At 70.8% G+C, this 18,611-nt stretch carries 19 protein-coding genes and 1 pseudogene; 13 read left to right on the forward strand and 7 right to left on the reverse strand.

The window, feature by feature from the left end; genetic code table 11:
• The first annotated feature begins 24 nt into the window (after positions 1 to 24).
• Positions 25 to 468, forward strand: coding sequence for a phage tail protein (locus MYF83_RS24975; protein WP_248963130.1), 444 nt, complete (start codon positions 25 to 27; stop codon positions 466 to 468).
• A gap of 222 nt (positions 469 to 690) precedes the next feature.
• Here MYF83_RS24975 and MYF83_RS24980 read toward each other — a convergent pair whose 3' ends face one another.
• Positions 691 to 1,764 carry a DUF3866 family protein gene (locus MYF83_RS24980; protein ID WP_248963131.1) on the reverse strand — a complete coding sequence of 358 codons (1,074 nt, stop codon included), beginning with the start codon at positions 1,762 to 1,764 and terminating at the stop codon, positions 691 to 693.
• A gap of 36 nt (positions 1,765 to 1,800) precedes the next feature.
• Here MYF83_RS24980 and MYF83_RS24985 point away from each other — a divergent pair, with 36 nt between their 5' ends.
• Positions 1,801 to 2,745, forward strand: a complete 945-nt coding sequence (locus tag MYF83_RS24985; RefSeq protein ID WP_248963132.1) for a helix-turn-helix transcriptional regulator — start codon at positions 1,801 to 1,803, stop codon at positions 2,743 to 2,745.
• Positions 2,742 to 3,698, forward strand: coding sequence for a helix-turn-helix transcriptional regulator (locus tag MYF83_RS24990; RefSeq protein WP_248963133.1), 957 nt, complete (start codon positions 2,742 to 2,744; stop codon positions 3,696 to 3,698). The genes MYF83_RS24985 and MYF83_RS24990 overlap by 4 nt, the downstream gene beginning before the upstream one ends.
• Before the next feature lie 88 nt (positions 3,699 to 3,786).
• On the opposite strand, the gene MYF83_RS44425 is transcribed toward MYF83_RS24990, so the two are convergent.
• Genes MYF83_RS44425 through MYF83_RS44435 form a run of 3 tightly spaced genes read right to left on the reverse strand, consistent with a single transcriptional unit; the run spans position 3,787 to position 5,290 of the window.
• Positions 3,787 to 4,203: a transposase gene (locus MYF83_RS44425; protein ID WP_372500230.1), complete on the reverse strand. Its 417-nt coding sequence runs from the start codon at positions 4,201 to 4,203 to the stop codon at positions 3,787 to 3,789.
• Positions 4,170 to 4,490: a hypothetical protein gene (locus MYF83_RS44430; RefSeq protein ID WP_372500231.1), complete on the reverse strand. Its 321-nt coding sequence runs from the start codon at positions 4,488 to 4,490 to the stop codon at positions 4,170 to 4,172. The genes MYF83_RS44425 and MYF83_RS44430 overlap by 34 nt, the downstream gene beginning before the upstream one ends.
• Positions 4,491 to 4,531: 41 nt before the next feature.
• Complete coding sequence (locus tag MYF83_RS44435; protein WP_372500232.1) at positions 4,532 to 5,290, reverse strand: transposase; 759 nt, start codon at positions 5,288 to 5,290, stop codon at positions 4,532 to 4,534.
• Between the two features lie 234 nt (positions 5,291 to 5,524).
• Between MYF83_RS44435 and MYF83_RS25000 the strand changes: the two are divergent.
• The 7 genes and pseudogenes from MYF83_RS25000 to MYF83_RS25030 all read left to right on the forward strand — a co-directional run.
• Positions 5,525 to 6,728, forward strand: a pseudogene (locus tag MYF83_RS25000) (RNA-guided endonuclease InsQ/TnpB family protein); the annotation flags it as partial.
• 99 nt (positions 6,729 to 6,827) lie between these two features.
• Positions 6,828 to 7,016, forward strand: a complete 189-nt coding sequence (locus MYF83_RS25005) for a hypothetical protein (RefSeq protein ID WP_248963134.1) — start codon at positions 6,828 to 6,830, stop codon at positions 7,014 to 7,016.
• 66 nt (positions 7,017 to 7,082) lie between these two features.
• Positions 7,083 to 7,445, forward strand: a complete 363-nt coding sequence (tatA, locus tag MYF83_RS25010; RefSeq protein ID WP_248963135.1) for a Sec-independent protein translocase subunit TatA — start codon at positions 7,083 to 7,085, stop codon at positions 7,443 to 7,445.
• A gap of 44 nt (positions 7,446 to 7,489) precedes the next feature.
• The gene (tatC, locus tag MYF83_RS25015) at positions 7,490 to 8,350 is read left to right on the forward strand and encodes a twin-arginine translocase subunit TatC (RefSeq protein WP_248963136.1); all 861 of its coding nucleotides are present in this window, start codon (positions 7,490 to 7,492) and stop codon (positions 8,348 to 8,350) included.
• Positions 8,351 to 8,405: 55 nt separating this feature from the next.
• A complete protein-coding gene (locus MYF83_RS25020) occupies positions 8,406 to 9,293 on the forward strand; it encodes a diacylglycerol/lipid kinase family protein (RefSeq protein WP_248963137.1) in 888 nt (295 codons plus the stop codon).
• Positions 9,294 to 9,333: 40 nt separating this feature from the next.
• The gene (locus tag MYF83_RS25025; protein ID WP_248963138.1) at positions 9,334 to 9,741 is read left to right on the forward strand and encodes a hypothetical protein; all 408 of its coding nucleotides are present in this window, start codon (positions 9,334 to 9,336) and stop codon (positions 9,739 to 9,741) included.
• 182 nt (positions 9,742 to 9,923) lie between these two features.
• A complete protein-coding gene (locus tag MYF83_RS25030) occupies positions 9,924 to 12,674 on the forward strand; it encodes a DEAD/DEAH box helicase (RefSeq protein WP_248963139.1) in 2,751 nt (916 codons plus the stop codon).
• A 62-nt stretch (positions 12,675 to 12,736) separates the two neighbouring features.
• Here the strand turns inward: MYF83_RS25030 and MYF83_RS25035 are convergent, their stop codons facing one another.
• Genes MYF83_RS25035 through MYF83_RS25045 form a run of 3 tightly spaced genes read right to left on the reverse strand, consistent with a single transcriptional unit; the run spans position 12,737 to position 15,491 of the window.
• Positions 12,737 to 14,137: an RNB domain-containing ribonuclease gene (locus tag MYF83_RS25035; protein ID WP_248963140.1), complete on the reverse strand. Its 1,401-nt coding sequence runs from the start codon at positions 14,135 to 14,137 to the stop codon at positions 12,737 to 12,739.
• Positions 14,138 to 14,169: 32 nt separating this feature from the next.
• A complete protein-coding gene (locus tag MYF83_RS25040; protein WP_248963141.1) occupies positions 14,170 to 15,075 on the reverse strand; it encodes a 5'-3' exonuclease in 906 nt (301 codons plus the stop codon).
• A gap of 35 nt (positions 15,076 to 15,110) precedes the next feature.
• Positions 15,111 to 15,491: a hypothetical protein gene (locus tag MYF83_RS25045; protein ID WP_248963142.1), complete on the reverse strand. Its 381-nt coding sequence runs from the start codon at positions 15,489 to 15,491 to the stop codon at positions 15,111 to 15,113.
• 192 nt (positions 15,492 to 15,683) lie between these two features.
• On the opposite strand from MYF83_RS25045, the gene MYF83_RS25050 reads away from it, so the two are divergent.
• The 3 genes from MYF83_RS25050 (at position 15,684) to MYF83_RS25060 (ending at position 18,596) form a co-directional block, all read left to right on the forward strand.
• Positions 15,684 to 15,968, forward strand: a complete 285-nt coding sequence (locus tag MYF83_RS25050; protein WP_248963143.1) for a hypothetical protein — start codon at positions 15,684 to 15,686, stop codon at positions 15,966 to 15,968.
• A 135-nt stretch (positions 15,969 to 16,103) separates the two neighbouring features.
• On the forward strand, positions 16,104 to 17,228 hold the full coding sequence (locus MYF83_RS25055; RefSeq protein WP_248963144.1) for a M24 family metallopeptidase: 1,125 nt from the start codon (positions 16,104 to 16,106) through the stop codon (positions 17,226 to 17,228).
• 213 nt (positions 17,229 to 17,441) lie between these two features.
• Positions 17,442 to 18,596, forward strand: coding sequence for an acyl-CoA dehydrogenase family protein (locus MYF83_RS25060; RefSeq protein ID WP_248963217.1), 1,155 nt, complete (start codon positions 17,442 to 17,444; stop codon positions 18,594 to 18,596).
• The last annotated feature ends 15 nt before the right edge of the window (positions 18,597 to 18,611 follow it).

Here is an 18,611-nt window from a genome sequence, read left to right on the forward strand (position 1 = left end):
TCCCAGAAGCAGAGGAGAGCGAACGTGGCACTTCCGGACCCGGACAGCTCGGTCGGCCTCTCCTTCGGCCTGGAGATCGGCGGCATCGTCATCAAGCAGATCGACGAGGTCTCCGGACTCAAGATGGAGCAAGACGTCATCGAGGTGAAGGAGAACACCCCCGATGGCAAGTACGTCATCGAGAAGCTCACTGGACGCCCCAAGCCCGGCGAGGTGACGCTCGTCCGGGGCCGAACCTCGGACGATGGCTTCGAGAAGTGGGTGAAGGAGTCGCAGTCCGGACGGACGGGCGATGCCCGCAAAAGCGGAGCGATCATCGTCTTCGACGACGCGGGCAACCCGATCAAGCGCTACAAACTGCTCAACGCCTGGCCGAAGAGCCTGGAGATCAGCGCCTCGAAGGCCGGTGACACAAGCGTCCTCACCGAGAAGCTTGTCATCACCTACGAGCAGATGGAGATGGAGTGAGCACGCGAAGCCGGTGGCAGGATGCCCATTGCAGGGGCGTCGACCGACCGTAGCCGGGGCGCGGGCCCGGCCGCCGGCGTCAGAGTCTGGGCTCGACCGTGCGCCTGTGGGACGCTGTGCGCCGCAGCCCCCTGGCGACCTTGACCGGGCACGTCGGAGCGGTCACCTCGCTCGGCTTCGGCCGGCGTGGGCGACGCCTGGTCGCGCGCGGCCGTTCCCCTCTCAGGTGAGCAGGGTGGCCGTGTGGCGGCCGGCGGCGGCGGAGGCCAGGAAGCCGGCGAGGTCCTGCGCGAGCCCGCGGCCCATGGTGGACAGCTTCACCGGGCTGTCCTCCAGCAGCTTCTCCAGGCCCTCGACCGGCACCCTGACCAGCTCGTGGCGGGCGGCCAGTTCGGCGGCCTGGGCGATCACTCGCTCGCCGAACGCGCCCGGCAGCTCCGGTACCACCACCTGGGCGGGGGCGAGGGCCACGCGCCCGTAGGCGGTCAGTGAGTGGTGGGAGACCCCGATGTGGCGCTCGCGCAGGTCGCCCTCGCTCACCCGCAGCGCCGCCACCGGACGGCCGCCGAGCACGGCCGCCGCGTTGATCGCCTCGCCCGCCGACACCCCCGAGAAGCCCCAGCGGGTGCCGGTGCCGAGGTTGCCGGGGCCCTGGGTCACGATCGCGACGTCGGCGGACAGCACGTGCCTGGCGGCCAGCAGGCCTGTATGGACGGTCACCGCCTCCACGTCGCCGCCGAACGACTGCCCGGTGGTCACCACCCCGCACAGCCAGCCGATCTCGCGCAGCCGCGCGGCCGACATGGAGAACCAGCCCGGCAGCGCGCCCCCGTCCAGCATCACGTAAGCCACTCGTGGGCTCGCCTCCGGGCGGGAGCCGTACAGACCGCACAGGATGGCCGGGAGGGCGGAGTGCAGGTCGGCGACGATCACCGGCATGCCGTCGATGGAGTCGGCGTCGCGCAGCGTCTCGTGGTAGGGGGAGTCCTGCTCGTCGGCGCCCAGCACGGTGGCCTGCAGGGGCGTGTATCGTGCCTTGACCAGGTGACCGGGACCTTCGGGATCTTCGGGCAAACGGTCCGGCAGGGCCACTACCATGGCGTAACCTCCCGTACCGAGGCCCATGGCGAGCGCGGTCGTGTTCAGCAGCACCGTGTCGCCGGGTTCGGGGCGGCCCACCAGCGGGGGGTAGGCCAGTGCCCGGCACTCTCCCTCGGGAAGGGTCACGTCCAGCTCCATCGCGCCCGGCCACTCGCGCCGGACCGAAAGCACCTCGCCCTTGCGCCATCTGATCACGGGGCAAGGGTAGCGTCACCTGAGAAGGGAGGCCCGATGTCCCGCCGGAAGACCGAGCGGCTGCTGAACCTGGTCATCTGCCTGCTGGCCACGCGCCGCCCGCTCAGCGCGGAGCAGATCCGGCACGCCGTGCCCGGCTACGACGCCGGCAACGACGAGGCCTTCCAGCGCATGTTCGAGCGCGACAAGAACGAGCTGCGCGAGATCGGCATCCCGGTCGAGGTCCATCGCGACCCGTGGGACGACGAGCCGGGCTACCGCATCATGCGCCAGGCCTACGAGCTGCCCGAGATCACGCTGGAGGCCGACGAGGCCGCCGTGCTCGGCCTGGCCGCCCAGGTGTGGCAGCGCGCCAACCTCGCCGAGGCGGCGAGCGGCGCGCTGCTGAAGCTGCGCGCCGCCGGGGTGCAGACCGACGAGGCCGCCGCCGGGCCGCTGGAGCTGCGGGTGGACACCCGCGACCCCGCCTTCCCCGCCCTGTGGGAGGCGGTGCGCGACCGCCGCGTCGTGCGCTTCGACTACCGCGCCGCCGGCAGCGAGGTCCTGATGACCCGCACGGTGGAGCCGTGGGGCGTGGTCAGCCGGCGCGGACGCTGGTACGTCGTCGGCCACGATCGCGAGCGCGACGCGCCCCGGGTCTTCCGCCTCAGCCGCATCAGCGGGCCCGTCGCGCCGGTCGGGCGTCCCGGGGCGGTCGCCGTGCCCGAGGGCGTCGACATCCGCTCGATGGTCGGCTACCGCGACAGCCTCGTCCCTGAGCGGGTCGCGACCGTCCGCGTCCGCCAGGACACCTGCCAGTGGCTGCGGCAGGTGGGCGCCGTGCGGCCCGGTGAGGACGGCTGGGACGTCGTGACCTTGGTGTTCGCCGACCCCGAGTGGCTCGCCGGGTCGATCGTCGCGTTCGCCGCCGACGCCGAGGTGGTCGATCCGCCGGACGTCCGCGACGCGGTGATCCGCCGGCTGAAGGGAGCGCTCGCGTGAGCACGGCCGATCGCCTGCCCAGGCTGCTGGCTCTGGTGCCCTACCTGATGTCCCACCCGGGCGCGGAGGTGCCCGAGGTGGCCAGGTTGTTCGGGCTCACCGAGAAGCAGCTCGTCGACGACCTGCAACTGGTGTGGATGTGCGGGCTCCCCGGCCACACCCCCGGCGACCTCATCGACGTCTCCTGGGACGGCGGCGAGATCCTCATCGACAACGCCGAGACCATCGCCCGGCCGCTGCGGCTCGGGATCGACGAGGCCAGCGCCCTGCTCGTCGCGCTGCGCATGCTCGCCGAGCTGCCCGAGTTCGAGGAGGGCGACGCGCTGGCGCGGGTGATCGCCAAGCTCGAGCGCGCGGCCGGAGAGGGCGCCGCGGCGGTCAGCAACCAGGTCGCCTTCGAGCTCGACGCCGCCCCCGACGCCATGAGCACGGTGCGCGAGGCGCTGCGCCGGGGCCGCCGGCTCTCTCTGCGCTACTACGTCCCAGGACGCGACGAGATCACCCCCCGTGAGGTGGACCCCACGCGGCTGGTGATGGTCGACGGCCGGTCCTACCTGGAGGGCTGGTGCTACCGGGCGGACGGCATGCGGCTGTTCCGGCTCGACCGCATGGTCGGGGTGGAGGCGCTCGACGTGGCGGCCGACCCGCCCGCCGACGCCGAGCCGATCGACGTCACCGACGGGGTGTTCCGGCCCTCGCCCACCGACGAGCTGGTGGAGCTCGAGCTGACCCCCGTCGGCCGCTGGGTCGCCGAGTACTACCCGTGCGAGGAGGTCACCGAGCTGGGGGAGGGGCGCCTGCGCGTCACGCTCCGCGCCCGCGACCAGGGCTTGATCGTCCGGCTCGCGCTGCGCCTGGGCGACAGCGGGCGTGTCCTGTCCCCGGTGTCCCTGGCCGACCGGGTGCGCGAGGAGGCCTCGGCGGCGCTCGCCCGCTACGAGTCGCTCAGCTGAACGCCCCCCGCGGGGCGCCCGGGGGTTCATCGAATCTCTTTAAGCGTGGAGACCCCTGCCTTCAGGACTCTGTCGCCCAATTGATGGATCACGCGGTGAGCTGCAGGTCGAGTTGTGTGAAATGCGAGCTTCGGGTGGTTCCCAGAGGTGTGCCGGTGAGCCAGGCGTCGAGTCGGACGAGGTTGATCGCGGTCGCGGCGAGTGCGTGGTGCAGGTGAGTCTTGTTCAGGCCGGGGTAGCGGGTCCGGCGCATGCCGAGGCGGGCGGCTTGGGAGATGGTTCCTTCCACCCCGGCCCGGGTCTTGTAGCGTTCCTTCCACGCGTCGGTGGCTTGGTCAAGCCGGGCGCGTTCCAACGCCTCGTGCTTGGCCTGGGGGCGAATGGTGAGTTGGCGCAGCCCGATCATGGCTGTGGTGCACTGCGGGCGGAGTGGGCAGGGGCCGCAGTCGCGTTTACGGAAGGCGATGCGGATCAGGGCACCCCGCGGCTGGTCTCCTCGCGCCACCTGCTGCTGGTGTGGCCCGCCGGGCAGATCGCGTGCTGCTGCTCGAAGTCGATGGTGAAGGCGCTCAACTCGAAGCCATCCTCGCAGCGGGCGTGGCGGCTGGTGGAGGACCGCATCGGGCCCAGCAACGCCACCCTGTGTGTGCTCATGGCCTCCACCAGCAGCGCCGCAGAGGTGTAGCCCATGTCGACAGCGTGCTCGGCGGGCAGTAACTCCCGCGCAGCCAAATCCTGGTGGATGGTGGCGGTGAGCTGCGAGTCTTCGACGGTGGCGTCGGTAGTGGCCACGTGCGTGACCAGGTGAGGCGCGTCATCGTCGCAGGTCTCGGTCAGATGAACCTTGTAACCAACCCAGCCGGTCCCGCGCTTGACCCCGTACCGAGCCTCGGGGTCATAGGGCGAGGCCAGCCGGAATCTTCCCGGCGGCAGGTCCTTACCTGCCGCACACGCACCTGCGTCCGGGCGGCCTCTCCCTCGGGAAGCCGGTAGGCATCGACCCGCTGCCCGTAGCGTTCCTGCCCCCCGGTGGGAACCCAGGAAGCCAGCCAGGCCGGCTCGCAGGCCGCCAGCGCGTTCAACGCCGACCGCATCACCTCCCCGACGAACTCTGCCCGGTTCAACGAACGCACCGCGGCCAGCACGTGAGTGGAATCGGTGCGCTGACGCCCACCAGCGCGCAGCAACCCCAGCTCTCCTAGGCGCTCCAGGAGCAGTTCCAGTACATGTTCCTCCTGGCCGTGCGCCACCAGACGCGCGCGAAAGCCGCTGAGCACCGAAAAATCGAACCCCTGATCCTCTAACTCCAGACCCAGCGCGTACTTCCACTCAATGCGGCCACGAACCGCATCAGCGGCCTGCCGATCGGAGAGATTCTCCGCATACTGCAGCACCGACACCAACGCCAGCTGACCAGGAGACAGACCAGGGCGACCCCGAACTGCGAACATGCCCGCGAACTCCGCATCGGCGAACAACGGCCCCAGCGCATCCCGGATCCGAATCGCCAGCGCCCCCTTCGGGAAAGCGGCCCGCGCCACTCGCGCGGTCATCTCGGGGATCTCCGGCCAAGGACGCGACCGCATCGACATCACAGGCTCCCCTCCACCGCCCGGCGAGGGGAAACCGAGCAGAGGCAGGACATCTTGAACCAGAAAACGATCAACACGAAGAAGGCACGCCGAATAAGGCAACAGAGTCCTTCAGGCGGGGGAGGAAACGCGGCACGGTGTGGAACGGTGTCGTCGCACGGTGTGGAACGGTGTCGGATGGTGTGGAGTCGAATCGGTGTTCGCATCCGGGTGATCGTGCCTAAAGTACGAGCCGTGGCGCGAACTGTGAAGCGGGCGTTGAAGTTCCGCTTCTACCCGACCCCTGGGCAGGCCGAGGAGCTTGCCCGGACGTTCGGCTGCGTCCGCCTGGTCTACAACAAGGCTCTGGAGGAACGTACCCGCGCCTACAGGCTGCACGGCAAAGGGCTTTCCTACGAGGAGTCCTCGGCGGCGCTCACCCAGTGGAAGCGCACCGAAGAGCTGGGCTTCCTCAGCAAGGTGTCGTCGGTGCCGTTGCAGCAGGCGCTGCGGCATCTGCAGGCGGGGTTTGCGAACTTCTTCGCCAAACGGGCCCGCTACCCGGTGTTCAAGTCGCGGAAGAGGTCGCGGGCGGCGGCGGAGTACACCCGTTCGGCGTTCCGTTACCGCGACGGTGAGCTGTTCCTGGCGAAGCTGGACGGCCCGCTGGACATCGTGTGGTCGCGTCCGCTGCCCGAGGGCGTGGAGCCGTCGACGGTGACGGTGTCGCGTGATGCGGCGGGACGGTGGTTTGTGTCCATCCTCTGCGAGGAGACGATCCGCCGGTTGGACCCGGTCGGGGAGTCGGTCGGTATCGACGCGGGGATCAGCGCGCTGGTCACGTTGTCGCGTCCGATCGACGTCTGACCGACGGCGACGGGAAGGTCGCCAACCCCCGGCACGAGCGGGCCGAGTGGCGCAGGCTGGCCAAGGCGCAGCGGGCGCTGGCCCGCAAAACCAAAGGCAGCGCCAACCGCGCCAAGGCGAGACTGCGGGTGGCCAAGGTGTACGCGCGGGTCGCCGATCGGCGCCGCGACTTTCTGCACAAGCTCACCACACGGCTGGTTCACGAGAATCAACTGATCGCCGTGGAAGAGCTGAGCGTGCGGAACATGGTGAAGAACCGCTCGCTGGCCCGCGCCATCTCCGACGCGAGCTGGCGGGAACTGCGGAGCATGCTGGAGTACAAAACGGCGTGGTACGGGCGGGAACTGGTCGTGATCGACCGGTGGTTCCCCTCCTCCAAGCTGTGCTCGGCGTGCGGGGCCATCGCCGAGTCCCTGCCGCTTGACGTCCGCAGTTGGCAGTGCGGCTGCGGCGCGCTGCATGATCGGGATGTCAACGCGGCCACCAATATCCTCGCTGCCGGGCTGGCAGAGAGGTGAAACGCCTGTGGAGCTGGTGTAAGACCTCAAAGGAGAGAGTCCTCTCTGGCGGGCGACCGGCGGCGAAGCAGGAAACCCGACCCGCGAGGGTCGGAATCCCCCTCGTTCACGAGGGGGAGGAGGTCAACAGATCTCCGGCACGCCCTCCAGGGCCTTCGGTAGAGTTCCCGGTCATGACGTGGATCTATGTCGCGGTGGGCCTGGCCGTCGCCGGGCTGGTCCCGCTGGCCGTGCTCGCCGCGCGCGTGGTGGTGGCCGTCCGGGGGTTGTCACATGAAATCGAGCGGGCCACCCGCCGTCTGGAGCCTGTCCAAGGACGGCTCAGGGCCGCGGTCGGTGCATCGGGGCGGCAGGAGGGGTGAATCAAGTGGTGAGGGCAGCGTACGATCGAGCTTGAGAATGCACGGCGTTCGGCCTAAGGATGTGTCATGCCAACACTTGGTCCCCTGGAATGGATCCTCATTCTGCTGGTCCTGGTCCTGCTCTTCGGTGCCAAGAAGCTGCCGGACACCGCGAAGGCGCTCGGCCAGTCGCTGCGTCTGTTCAAGAAGGAGACCAGCAAGCTCAGCGAGGAGGACGAGGCCAGGGCCGCCCAGGCCGCGACCGCGACCCCTCAGCCCGCGGCGGCTCCGCAGCAGTCCCTTCCGCCGGTGACGCCCTCGGTCGAGGAGCGGCTGCGTCTCCTTGAGGAGGAGAACGCCCGGCTGCGCACGGCCCAGGCCCGCCCCTCCGACGCGCCGATCAGCGACGCCCCGCTGTCCCAGGCGCGCAAGGACCAGGGTTCCGCCTGACCCGACGCCCCCTACCCTGACCGCCCGCTAGACCAGGACGCCCGATGGCATTGCTCAAACGGTCAAGTCCGGCCGACAAGGGCCAGGACAATTCGGATCCCGACGGCCGCATGTCGCTCATGGACCACCTCCGTGAGCTGCGCAACCGCCTGGTGAAGGCGATCCTCGGCCTCACCCTGGGCACCGTGGTCGGGTTCGTCTTCTTCGACCGCATCTGGGATTTCCTGGTCGGCCCCTACTGCCGGCTGCCCGCCGCCTACAAGCTCAAGGCCGGTGAGTGCACGCTCGTCCAGCAGAGCGTGTTCGAGGGCTTCATGGTCAATCTCCAGGTCGCCCTGATGTTCGGCGCGGTGGTGGCCGCGCCCATCTGGCTGTACCAGGTCTGGGCCTTCGTCACGCCGGGTCTCTACCGCAACGAGCGACGCTACTCGCTGTCGTTCATCGCGCTGGCCGCCCCGCTCTTCGCCGCCGGCGCCGCCCTCGCCTACGTCACCATGGACAAGGGCCTCTCGCTGCTGTTCGGGTTCGCCCCGGACAACGTGATCCAGCTCATCAGCATGGACCAATACGTCGGTTTCATGATGGCGATGCTGGTCATCTTCGGGCTGTCGTTTGAGATCCCCCTGCTGATGGTGTTCCTCAACATGATCGGCGTCCTGCCGTTCCGCCTGGTGAGCAAGCACCAGCGCATGGTCATCTTCCTGATGTTCGTCTTCGCGGCCGTCGCCACGCCGAGCCAGGACCCGATCACCATGCTGGCGCTCGCGCTCCCGATGGTCGGCATGTTCCTGCTCGCCGAGGTCTTCATGTACTTCCACGACCGCAAGAAGGACGCGATCGAGGCCGAGCGCCAGCGTGAGCTCGATGAGGAACTCGACGGCTCCGGAGCCAACACCGCCGAATAAGGTTTAACTCCGCTTGACCCTGGTTTAGCCGGATGTATACGGATATGTTCCGGCTGTGGCTGGTGAGCTGGTACTCCTCGTTAACCCTGCGGCCCGTGGCGGCCGCACCCTCCGCCTGCTCGACCCGGTCGTGCGCCGCCTGAGGGAGGGTGACCGGCCGGTCTCGGTGATCGTCGGCACCTCCGCGCAGGACGCCCTCGAGCGCGCCTGCACGGCCGTCGCCGAGGGCCCCGAGGCCCTGGTCGCGTTCGGCGGCGATGGGCTGGTGCACCTGGCCGTCCAGGCGGTGGCCGGGACCGACGTGCCCCTCGGCATCATCCCGGCCGGGACGGGCAACGACTTCGCCGGCGCCCTCGGCATCCCGAGGAGGGATCCGCTCGCCGCCGCCGACATCGTGGTGACCGGCAAGATCCGCAAGCTGGACGCCGCCACGATCGGCGCGGAGGAGTGGTTCGCGGGCGTGGTGGCCTGCGGCTTCGACTCCAAGGTCAACGAGCGGGCCAACCAGCTGAGCCGCCCGCCCGGGATGTCCAAGTACCTGCTCGCCGTCCTGCGGGAGCTGCGCTCCTTCGTCCCCATCCCGTTCAGGATCACCATCGACGACGAGGTGATCGAGCAGGAGGCCATGATGGTGGCCGTCGGCAACACCCACTCCTACGGGGCCGGCATGCGGGTCCTCCCGGACGCCCTGCCGGACGACGGGCTGCTCGACGTCCTGGTCGTCGGCCCGCTGCCCAAGGCCGAATTCCTGCGCACCTTCCCCCGCGTCTACCGGGGCACCCACCTCGGTCATCCCGCGATCACCGTCCGCCGGGCCCGCAGCGTCACGCTGGAGGCCCCCGGCATCGTCGCCTACGCCGACGGCGAGCGCATCGGACCCCTGCCCCTCACCTGCACCGCCCACCCCGGCTCCCTGCGCGTCCTGGCCCCGTCCACCACCTGATCCAGGTGATCCGTTCACCGCTCTCGTACGTTAGATGGGTATGAAGATCTGGCGAGTCCTACTCCTGCCCGTGCTCCTGCTGCTCGTGGGCACGGCCACGGTACAGCCCGCTCAGGCGGCGGTCGTAGCGAAGAAGGTGTGGGTCGAGCTGCGCGAGCAGGGCGGTTTCGCGGGGCTCGACGATCGCGTGATCGTCTACACCGACGGGTGCGCACGGCTGAGCCACCGGACGGGCCCTGCCGTGCACACGTGCCTGACCAGGACGGAGACCCGTGCGCTGCGGAGCAGCCTGAAACACCTGCGCCTTGGACGCACCGAGACGCAGCCACCGGGAGCCGACTTCATCAAGTACACGATCACCTACCGCGGGCACCGGGTCAGCCGCTACACACTGCCCAGCACCTGGAAGCCGGTGGTACGGCGCCTGGAGAAGATACTCCACAAGTGATCTCCGCGACGGCGCTCTCAGTGCGGTCTTGCCCGCGGGATCGACCCGACGGATGAAGACACCACCACGGCGATCGCCGGGACCCGGGAATCGATGGAACTCGGTGGATCATCGGCGCGTCTCCGAGCGAAGGCCGACGCGGCCGACGGGACCGGAATTCGGTTATCGGTAGGCTGAAGTGCATGACGACGCCTGCGGAGCGCTACGCCGCCTTCCGTGAGAAGCACGCAGAGAGCGGGCCGGCCCTCACCTCCTTCCGCGGCCTGTACGACTTCGAGCTCGACGAGTTCCAGCTCGACGCCTGCCGGGCTCTGGAGGCGGGAGACGGCGTGCTGGTCGCGGCCCCGACCGGTTCCGGCAAGACCGTCGTGGGCGAGTTCGCGGTGCACCTCGCCCTCGAGCAGGGCAGCAAGTGCTTCTACACCACGCCGATCAAGGCGCTGTCCAACCAGAAGTACAACGACCTGGTCCGCCGCTACGGAGCCAAGCAGGTCGGGCTGCTCACCGGCGACAACAGCGTCAACGGCGACGCGCCGATCGTGGTCATGACCACCGAGGTGCTGCGCAACATGCTCTACGCGGGCTCCTCGACGCTGGCGGGCCTGAGCCACGTGGTCATGGACGAGGTCCACTACCTCGCCGACCGCTTCCGCGGGGCCGTGTGGGAGGAGGTCATCATCCACCTCCCCGAGTCGGTGCGCGTCGTCGCCCTGTCGGCGACCGTCAGCAACGCCGAGGAGTTCGGCGAGTGGCTCGGTGAGGTGCGCGGCGACACCACGGTGATCGTCGACGAGGTCCGCCCGGTGCCGCTCTGGCAGCACATGCTGGTCGGCGACAAGCTGTACGACCTGTTCGTCGACGAGGACAACCGTCCCCGCATCAACCCCAGCCTCATGCGCATCTCACGCGACGAGCAGCGCCTGGCCCAGGCGCGCGGCAGGCGCGGCTACTCCCGGCCGCGCCGCTCCGCCAACGCCGTCAGCCGCTCCGACGCGATCGAGAAGCTCGACTCCGAAGGCCTGCTGCCCGCCATCACCTTCATCTTCTCCAGGGCCGGCTGTGACGCGGCCGTGCTGCAGTGCCTGCACGCCGGCATCCGGCTCACCACCGACGGCGAGCGCCACGAGATCCGCCAGATCGTCGACGAGCGCACCTCCCACCTGCCCGACGAGGACCTCTCGGTGCTCGGCTACCTGGAGTGGCGCGACTGCCTGGAGCGGGGCCTCGCCGCCCACCACGCCGGCATGCTCCCGGCCTTCAAGGAGGTCGTCGAAGAGCTGTTCACCCGCGGCCTGGTGAAGGCCGTGTTCGCCACCGAGACGCTCGCCCTGGGCATCAACATGCCCGCGCGGTCGGTGGTCATCGAGAAGCTCGACAAGTGGAACGGCGAGACCCACGCCGACCTGACCCCCGGCGAGTACACCCAGCTCACCGGGCGGGCCGGGCGGCGCGGCATCGACGTCGAGGGGCACGCCGTGGTCGCCTGGCAGCCCGGCATGGACCCGGTCGCGGTCGCCGGGCTGGCCAGCACGCGCACCTACCCGCTGCGCTCCAGCTTCCGCCCGTCGTACAACATGGCCGTGAACCTCGTCGGCCAGGTCGGCAGGGAGCGCGCCCGCACCCTCCTCGAGGCGTCCTTCGCCCAGTTCCAGGCCGACCGGGCGGTCGTCGGCATCGCCAAGCAGGTGCGGCGGGCCGAGGAGGCCCTGGACGGCTACTCCGAGGCGATGACCTGCCACCTCGGCGACTTCCAGGAGTACGCCCGCATGCGCAGGGAGCTGTCGGACCGGGAGGCCGACCTGTCACGCCAGCGCGGCACGGCCCGCCGCGCGCAGGCCCTGCGCTCGCTGGAGGCGCTGAAGCCCGGTGACGTGATCCGCGTCCCCGGGGGCAGGCGCGCGGGCCTGGCCGTGATCCTCGACCCCGGCCTGACCATGCGCACCGAAGGCCCCTCGCCGCTGGTGCTCACGATCGGCAAGCAGGTCAAGCGGCTGTCGGCGGCGGACTTCCCGGTGCCGGTCGAGCCGGTGGAGCACCTGCGCATCCCCAAGGGGTTCAACGCCCGCGCGCCCAAGGACCGCGCCAACCTCGTCGCGACGCTGCACGCCAAGATCGGCGACCGGGACCTCGGGCGGCCGGTCCGGGTCCGCGACCACGAGGCCGAAAGCATGCAGGCCCGGGACGCGAGGCCCGGCACCCCCGAGTGGGAGATCGCCGAGCTGCGCCGCCGGTTGCGCGCCCACCCGTGCCACGGCTGCGACGAGCGCGAGGACCACGCCCGCTGGGCCGAGCGCTACTACAAGCTGCTGCGCGAGACCGAGGGCCTGCGGCGGCGGGTCGAGAGCAGGTCGCACGTGATCGCGCGCACCTTCGACCGGGTCTGCGGCGTGCTCGACCAGCTCGGCTACCTGCAGGAGGAGGCCGTCACGCCCGAGGGCCGCAGGCTCGCCCAGCTCTACACCGAGCTCGACCTGCTGACCGCCGAGTGCCTGCGCGCGGGCATCTGGGAGGAGCTCGACCCGGCAGAGCTGGCGGCGTGCGTGTCCTCGCTGGTGTTCGAGTCCCGGCAGGCCGACGACGCGCGGCAGCCCAAGATCCCCGCCGGGGGCGCCAAGGAGGCGCTGGCCGCGACGGTCCGCATCTTCGCCGAGCTGGAGGACATCGAGCGCGACCACGGGCTGTCGTTCATCAGGGAACCCGACTTCGGGTTCGCCTGGGCGGCGTTCCGCTGGGCCAAGGGCCACAGCCTGGACGCGGTGCTCACCGACGGCGACCTGGCCGCGGGCGACTTCGTGCGCTGGGTCAAGCAGCTGATCGACCTGCTGGACCAGGTCGGCAAGGCGGCGCCGCCGGGCGGCAAGGTCAGGCACAACGCCGGCAAGGCGATCGACGCGATCCGCCGCGGCGTCGTCGCCTACTCCTCGGTCGCCTGACTCCGCCGCGCCCCCGTGCCCGCCGCCCCTGACGAAGGGGTGGGCGGGCCTCGCGGGGGCGTTCAGGCGAGGGTGAAGCGCACCTCGCGGGTGATCAGGTCGGCGCGGGTCAGCCGCACCTGGACCTTCTCGCCGAGCGGGAGGCCGGCGCCGTCGCACCGCGCGACGACGGCGGGCTCGGCGACCTGGACGACCCCACCCGGTTTGCCGTCCTCGACGTCCACCACGACCGCGTCGAAGGTGTGGCCGACGCGGTCGCGCAGGACGAACGCCTCCACCAGGTCGACGCAGGCCCGGTCGACCGCGGACGCCCGGCGGCCACTGCCCGCCATGAGCGCGGGTAGCGCGGCAAGTGCCTCCTGGACCGGTTCAGGGACCGGCACGCCCTCGGCGACGGCCAGGCACACCTCGGTGCCGTAGCGGTCGACCAGGCGGCGCAGCGGAGCGGTCACGTGCGCGTACGGCGCCGCCACGGCGGCATGGGTGGCGTCCTTGGGCGGCTCGCCGTTGAAGGCGGTGTACCCGGCGCCGCGCAGCAGGACCGTCGCCTCCTTCAGGAACGCCGCGTTACCGGGGATCTTGGGGTCAAGGCCCGCCACGACCTCTCCGAAGCCGGCGCCGTCCGGCCAGGGCACCCCGAGGGCCGAGGCGATCCGGCGCACCCGGGCGAGGGTGTCCGCGGGGGCCGGGGGCAGCGTGCGCAGCACGCCCATCTCGGCGTCGAGCATCATCGCGGCGGCGGCCATGCCGGTCATCAGGGAGATCTGCGCGTTCCACGTCTCGGCGGGCAGCGGCGTGCGGAACTCGACGCGGTAGCCGTCCCCGTGGGGGACCACCTCCTGCTCGGGCGTGGGCAGCGACACCCCGCCGCGGTCCCGTTCGAGCGCGAGGCGCAGCTCGCCGACCACGGGCAGCAGCCGCAGCGTCCCGTCGGCGGTGCCGGTGTCGACGGCCGCCTGCACGTAGTCGTAGTCGAGCCGCTCGCGGCTGCGCACCAGCGCCCGCGTGACGTCGGCCCCGACCGTCCGCCCGTCGGAGTCCAGGTCGACGCACCACAGCGCCGCCGGCCGGGTGACGCCGGGCAGCAGGCTGGCCGCCCCCTCCGACAGCACGGGCGGATGCAGCGGGACGCGCGCGTCGGGCATGTACACGGTCTCGCCGCGCTTCCTCGCCTCCTCGTCGATCGGCCCGCCGGGGCGCACGAACGAGGCGACGTCGGCGATGGCGTACCACACCCGGTAGCCGCGGGGGCGCTCCTCGATGCACAGGGCCTGGTCGAGGTCCATCGACCCCCGCGGGTCGACGGTCAGCAGTGGCAGGTCGGTGCGGTCGGGCAGGGAGGGCACCGGAGCCGTGGCCACCCGCTCGGCCTCCTCCAGCGTGGGCCGGGGGAACGTCTCGGGCAGTTCCAGCTCGCCGCGGATGCGCTCGAAGCCCTCGTCGAGCCGCGGCGCGACGGACACATGGATCGTTTTAGGACGCACAATCGAGGATCTTATGGGGCAAGCACGGCGAGCAGCCGGTTCAGCGGGCCGTCGATGCCATAGCGGTCGGCCAGCGCGACCAGCGCCTCGGGGTCGCGCGGGGCGACCGGCACGGCGACGGCGACGCCGGGCAGCGGCGCGTCGTGGGCCACCTTCACCACGGCGGGTGCGACGGCGAGGTAGTCGCGCGCCTTGGTGAGCTTGAGCCTGCTGCCGGCCGGGAACCCGTCGGTGACCCCGTCGTCCAGCGCCTTGAGCATGGCGGCCAGGGAGCCGAACCGGGTGATGAGGGCGGCGGCCGTCTTGTCGCCGACCCCGGGGACGCCCGGCAGCCCGTCGCTGGGGTCGCCGCGCAGGGTGGCGAAGTCGGCGTACGCGCGGCCGGGGATGCCGTACTTGGCGGTGACCTGCGTCTCGTCGATCGCCTGCAGATTACGAATTCCCTTTATCGTGTAAAGGACACGGCACGGTTGATCATCGTTCACGAGCTGGAACAGGTCACGATCACCGGTGACGATCTCGACCTGCCCGCCGGCCCGCGCGGTGTAGGTGCCGATGACGTCGTCGGCCTCGTACCCCGGCACGCCGACGCGGGCGATGCCGAGCGCGTCGAGCACGTGCTCGATCACCGGAACCTGCGGCGCGAGGGTGTCGGGCACCTCCTCCTCGTGGCCGGTCGCCACCCGGTGGGCCTTGTAGGAGGGGATCGCCGCGACCCGGAAGGCCGGCCGCCAGTCGGCGTCCATGCACGCCACCAGCTCGTCGGGGGAGTGGGCGCGGACCAGCGTGGCGATCATGTCGATCAGCCCCCGGACGGCGTTCACAGGCATGCCGTCCGGGGCGGTCATCGACTCGGGAACCCCGTAGTAGGCGCGGAAGTAGAGCGATGGGGTGTCGAGCAGCATCAACCCTGGCATGAGCCCATCCTTCCAGCACTCGCCCCCGCTCGGGTTCACGCCAGGAGTTCGCGGACGCGTGGGGCGACCTTTGTGCCGAAAAGCTCGATGTTCGTCATGAGTGCTCCGTGCGAGAGGCCTCCCATGGCGTACTTCAGCTCGAAGCGGGTCGCGCCGAGAGTGGTGAGGTTCGCCGCGATCTTCTGGGCGACGGTCTCCGGCGATCCGACGTAGAGCGCCCCGTGCGGCCCGATCTCGCGGAGGAAGGACTGCTTGGTCGGGATGGCGAATCCGCGGGTCTTGGCGACGTGGCGGATGACCGCCAGGTAGTGCGGCCAGAACTCCTCGCGGGCCTCCTCGTCGGTGGCGGCGACGTGCCCGGGGGAGTGCACTCCGACGGGGAGGGGGGCGTGCCCGATATTTGACGCGTCAATCATATTCAATAATACTTGACTCGTCAAGGAGATGGAGCGCGGATCATGAGAGAAACCACCAGTGCGGCGGCGCGGCGGCGGCCGTCGACTGGGAGCGCAGCCGGCTGTCCCACCACCTCGGACGGATGGAACGACGCGGCCTGATCCGCCGCGACGACTGTCCCTCCGACGCACCTACGCGACTTCCTGCTGGACGTGCGCAGGCAGCGAGGCTTTCCCAAGATCACTCGCGAGTACTTCGAGCACGAGGTGGAATACGGCTCCCTCTACGTCGGCTCGCCCGAGACGGTCGCCCGCCGCATCGTCAAGACGAGGACCGTCCTCGACGCCACCCGGTTCGATCTCAAGTACGGCATGGGCCCGATGCCGCACGCGACGCTCATGGAGAACATCCGCCTCTTCGGCACCGAGGTCGCGCCACGAGTGCGCGAACGACTCCAGGCGCAGTGGAAGCGGCCGGCACTCGAGCCGGTGGGCTGAGCGCTCGACCTGGACACCGGCATCCTCCCGTAACGACGTGACCCGGCCCGGCCGATCGTCGCGCAGGCGTGACCGGCGCGGGCAACCGGCGGGCGGGACGGGGGGTGCGGACGCGGATGTTACCGGTGGAATACATTGGTCGATGTGACAACGACGTCCTCTGACCTCTACCCGGTGACCCGCGTGGCGGACGCGCGCGAGGCCACCGCCGCCGCCGGCATCGACGCCCTTCTGCTGACCCCGGGCCCCGACCTGCGTTACCTCACCGGCTACGACGCCCTCCCGCTGGAACGGCTCACCTGCCTGGTGGTGCCCGCCGAGGGGGAGGCCTTCATGGTGGTGCCCAGGCTGGAGCTCCCGGCCGCCGAGCACTCCCCGGCGTCCCGGCTCGGCCTGGAGTTCGTGCCCTGGGACGAGACCGACGACCCCTACTCCCTGGTCGCCCGCCGCATCGGCCCGGCCGCCACCGTCGGGCTCGCCGACCGCATGTGGGCCATGCAGTCGCTGCGCTTCCGCGCCGTCATGCCCGGCATCGAGCAGGTGCTCGCCGGGTCGGTGCTCAGGGAGATGCGCATGCGCAAGAGCCCCGCCGAGGTCGCCGCCCTGCGGGAGGCGGGCGCCGCCATCGACGTCGTCCACGCCCTGGTCCCCGGCCTGCTCAAGGCCGGCCGCACCGAGCGCGAGGTCGGCAAGGACATCGCCGAGGCGATCCTCGCCGCCGGGCACGCCACCGTCGACTTCGTCATCGTCGGATCCGGGCCCAACGGCGCCAGCCCCCACCACGAGCTGTCCGACCGCGTCATCCAGGCCGGCGAGCCGGTGGTCGTCGACATCGGCGGCCAGATGCCGAGCGGGTACTGCTCCGACTCCACCCGCACCTACAGCGTGGGCGAGCCGCCCGCCGACTTCGCGGCCTACTACGAGGTCCTGCGCCAGGCCCAGGACGCCGCCTGCGCCGCCGTGCGGCCGGGCGTGTCGTGCGAGTCGGTCGACGCCGCCGCCAGGCAGATCATCGAGGACGCCGGCTACGGCGACCGCTTCATCCACCGCACCGGGCACGGCATCGGGCTGGAGACCCACGAGGAGCCCTACATCGTCTCGGGCAACACCGAGCCGCTGGCCCCCGGGTTCGCGTTCTCCGTCGAACCGGGCATCTACCTCGCCGGACGGCACGGCGCACGCATCGAGGACATCCTGGTGTGCACCGAGACCGGCGGCGAGCGCCTCAACAACCAGCCCCGCGACCTCGTCGTGGTGTGACCCCCGCCCTCGCCATGACCTGCGGCGCCGAAGGGTCCCCACCGGCCACGCCTGTGACCCGTGACGTCACAGGGTCTCAGTCGGCGACCCCCGTGACCCGCGGGAAGGCGTTCCCGCGGGCCATCCCTGTGACCCGCGGCACGAAGGCGTTTCCGCCGGTCGGCGAGGCGTCGCCGCATGACCCACCGAACCCCCCGTGACCAGGAGTGCATCATGGCGGTCGACCGCGCCCTTCCCACGCCCGAGGCTCACGACCTGCTCGACCTGGTCCGCGACCTCATCGCCAAGGAGATCGCGCCTCGCGCGGCCGGTGACGAGGCCGAGGGCCGTTTCCCCCGTGACCTGTTCACCACGCTCGGCACGGCCGGCCTGCTCGGCCTGCCCTACCCCGAGGAGCACGGCGGCGGCGCGCAGCCGTACGAGGTGTACCTCCAGGTCGTCGAGGAGCTGGCGGGGGCGTTCCTCGCCGTCGGGCTCGGCGTGTCGGTGCACACCCTGTCGTGCTTCCCCGTGGCCTCCTACGGCGCGCAGGAGCGGCGCGCGGCCCTGCTTCCGGACATGATCGGCGGCGGGCTGCTCGGCGCGTACTGCTTGTCGGAACCGCAGTCCGGTTCGGACGCCGCGGCCCTCACGACCCGGGCCGAGCCCGTCGACGACGGCTACGTCGTGAACGGCGTCAAGGCGTGGACCACCCACGGAGGGGTGGCCGACTTCTACACCCTGATGGCGCGCACCTCCGGCGACGGCGCCCGCGGCATCTCCTGTTTCCACGTGCCCGCCTCCACGCCGGGGCTGTCGTTCGGCCGGCCCGAACGCAAGATGGGCATGCGCTCCTCTCCGACCGCCCAGGTGCGCCTGGACTCGGTACGGCTCGCGCCGGACGCGCTGATCGGCAGCGAGGGCGAAGGGTTCCGCATCGCGATGGCCGCCCTCGACGGGGGTCGGCTCGGCATCGCCGCCTGCGCCGTCGGGGTCGCCCAGGCCGCCCTCGACACGGCCACGGCCTACGCCCGCGAGCGCCGCCAGTTCGGCACGCGCATCGCCGACTTCCAGGGCCTCGGCTTCATGCTCGCCGACATGGCCACCCAGATCGCCGCCGCCCGCGCGCTGTACCTCGACGCCGCCCGCCTGCGTGACGCCGGCCGGCCGTACGGGACGAAAGCGGCGATGGCCAAGCTGTTCGCCACCGACACCGCCATGAAGGTCACCACCGACGCGGTGCAGGTGCTCGGCGGCTACGGCTACGTCGAGGACTTCCCCGCCGAACGCCTGATGCGCGAGGCCAAGGTCCTGCAGATCGTCGAGGGCACCAACCAGATCCAGCGCCTGGTCATCTCCCGCGCCCTCACCAAGGACGGCTCATCCTGACATTTCCGCACGTCA

The organism is Sphaerisporangium perillae (genome assembly GCF_023276435.1).
In the GTDB taxonomy this organism is placed as follows: domain Bacteria; phylum Actinomycetota; class Actinomycetes; order Streptosporangiales; family Streptosporangiaceae; genus Sphaerisporangium; species Sphaerisporangium perillae.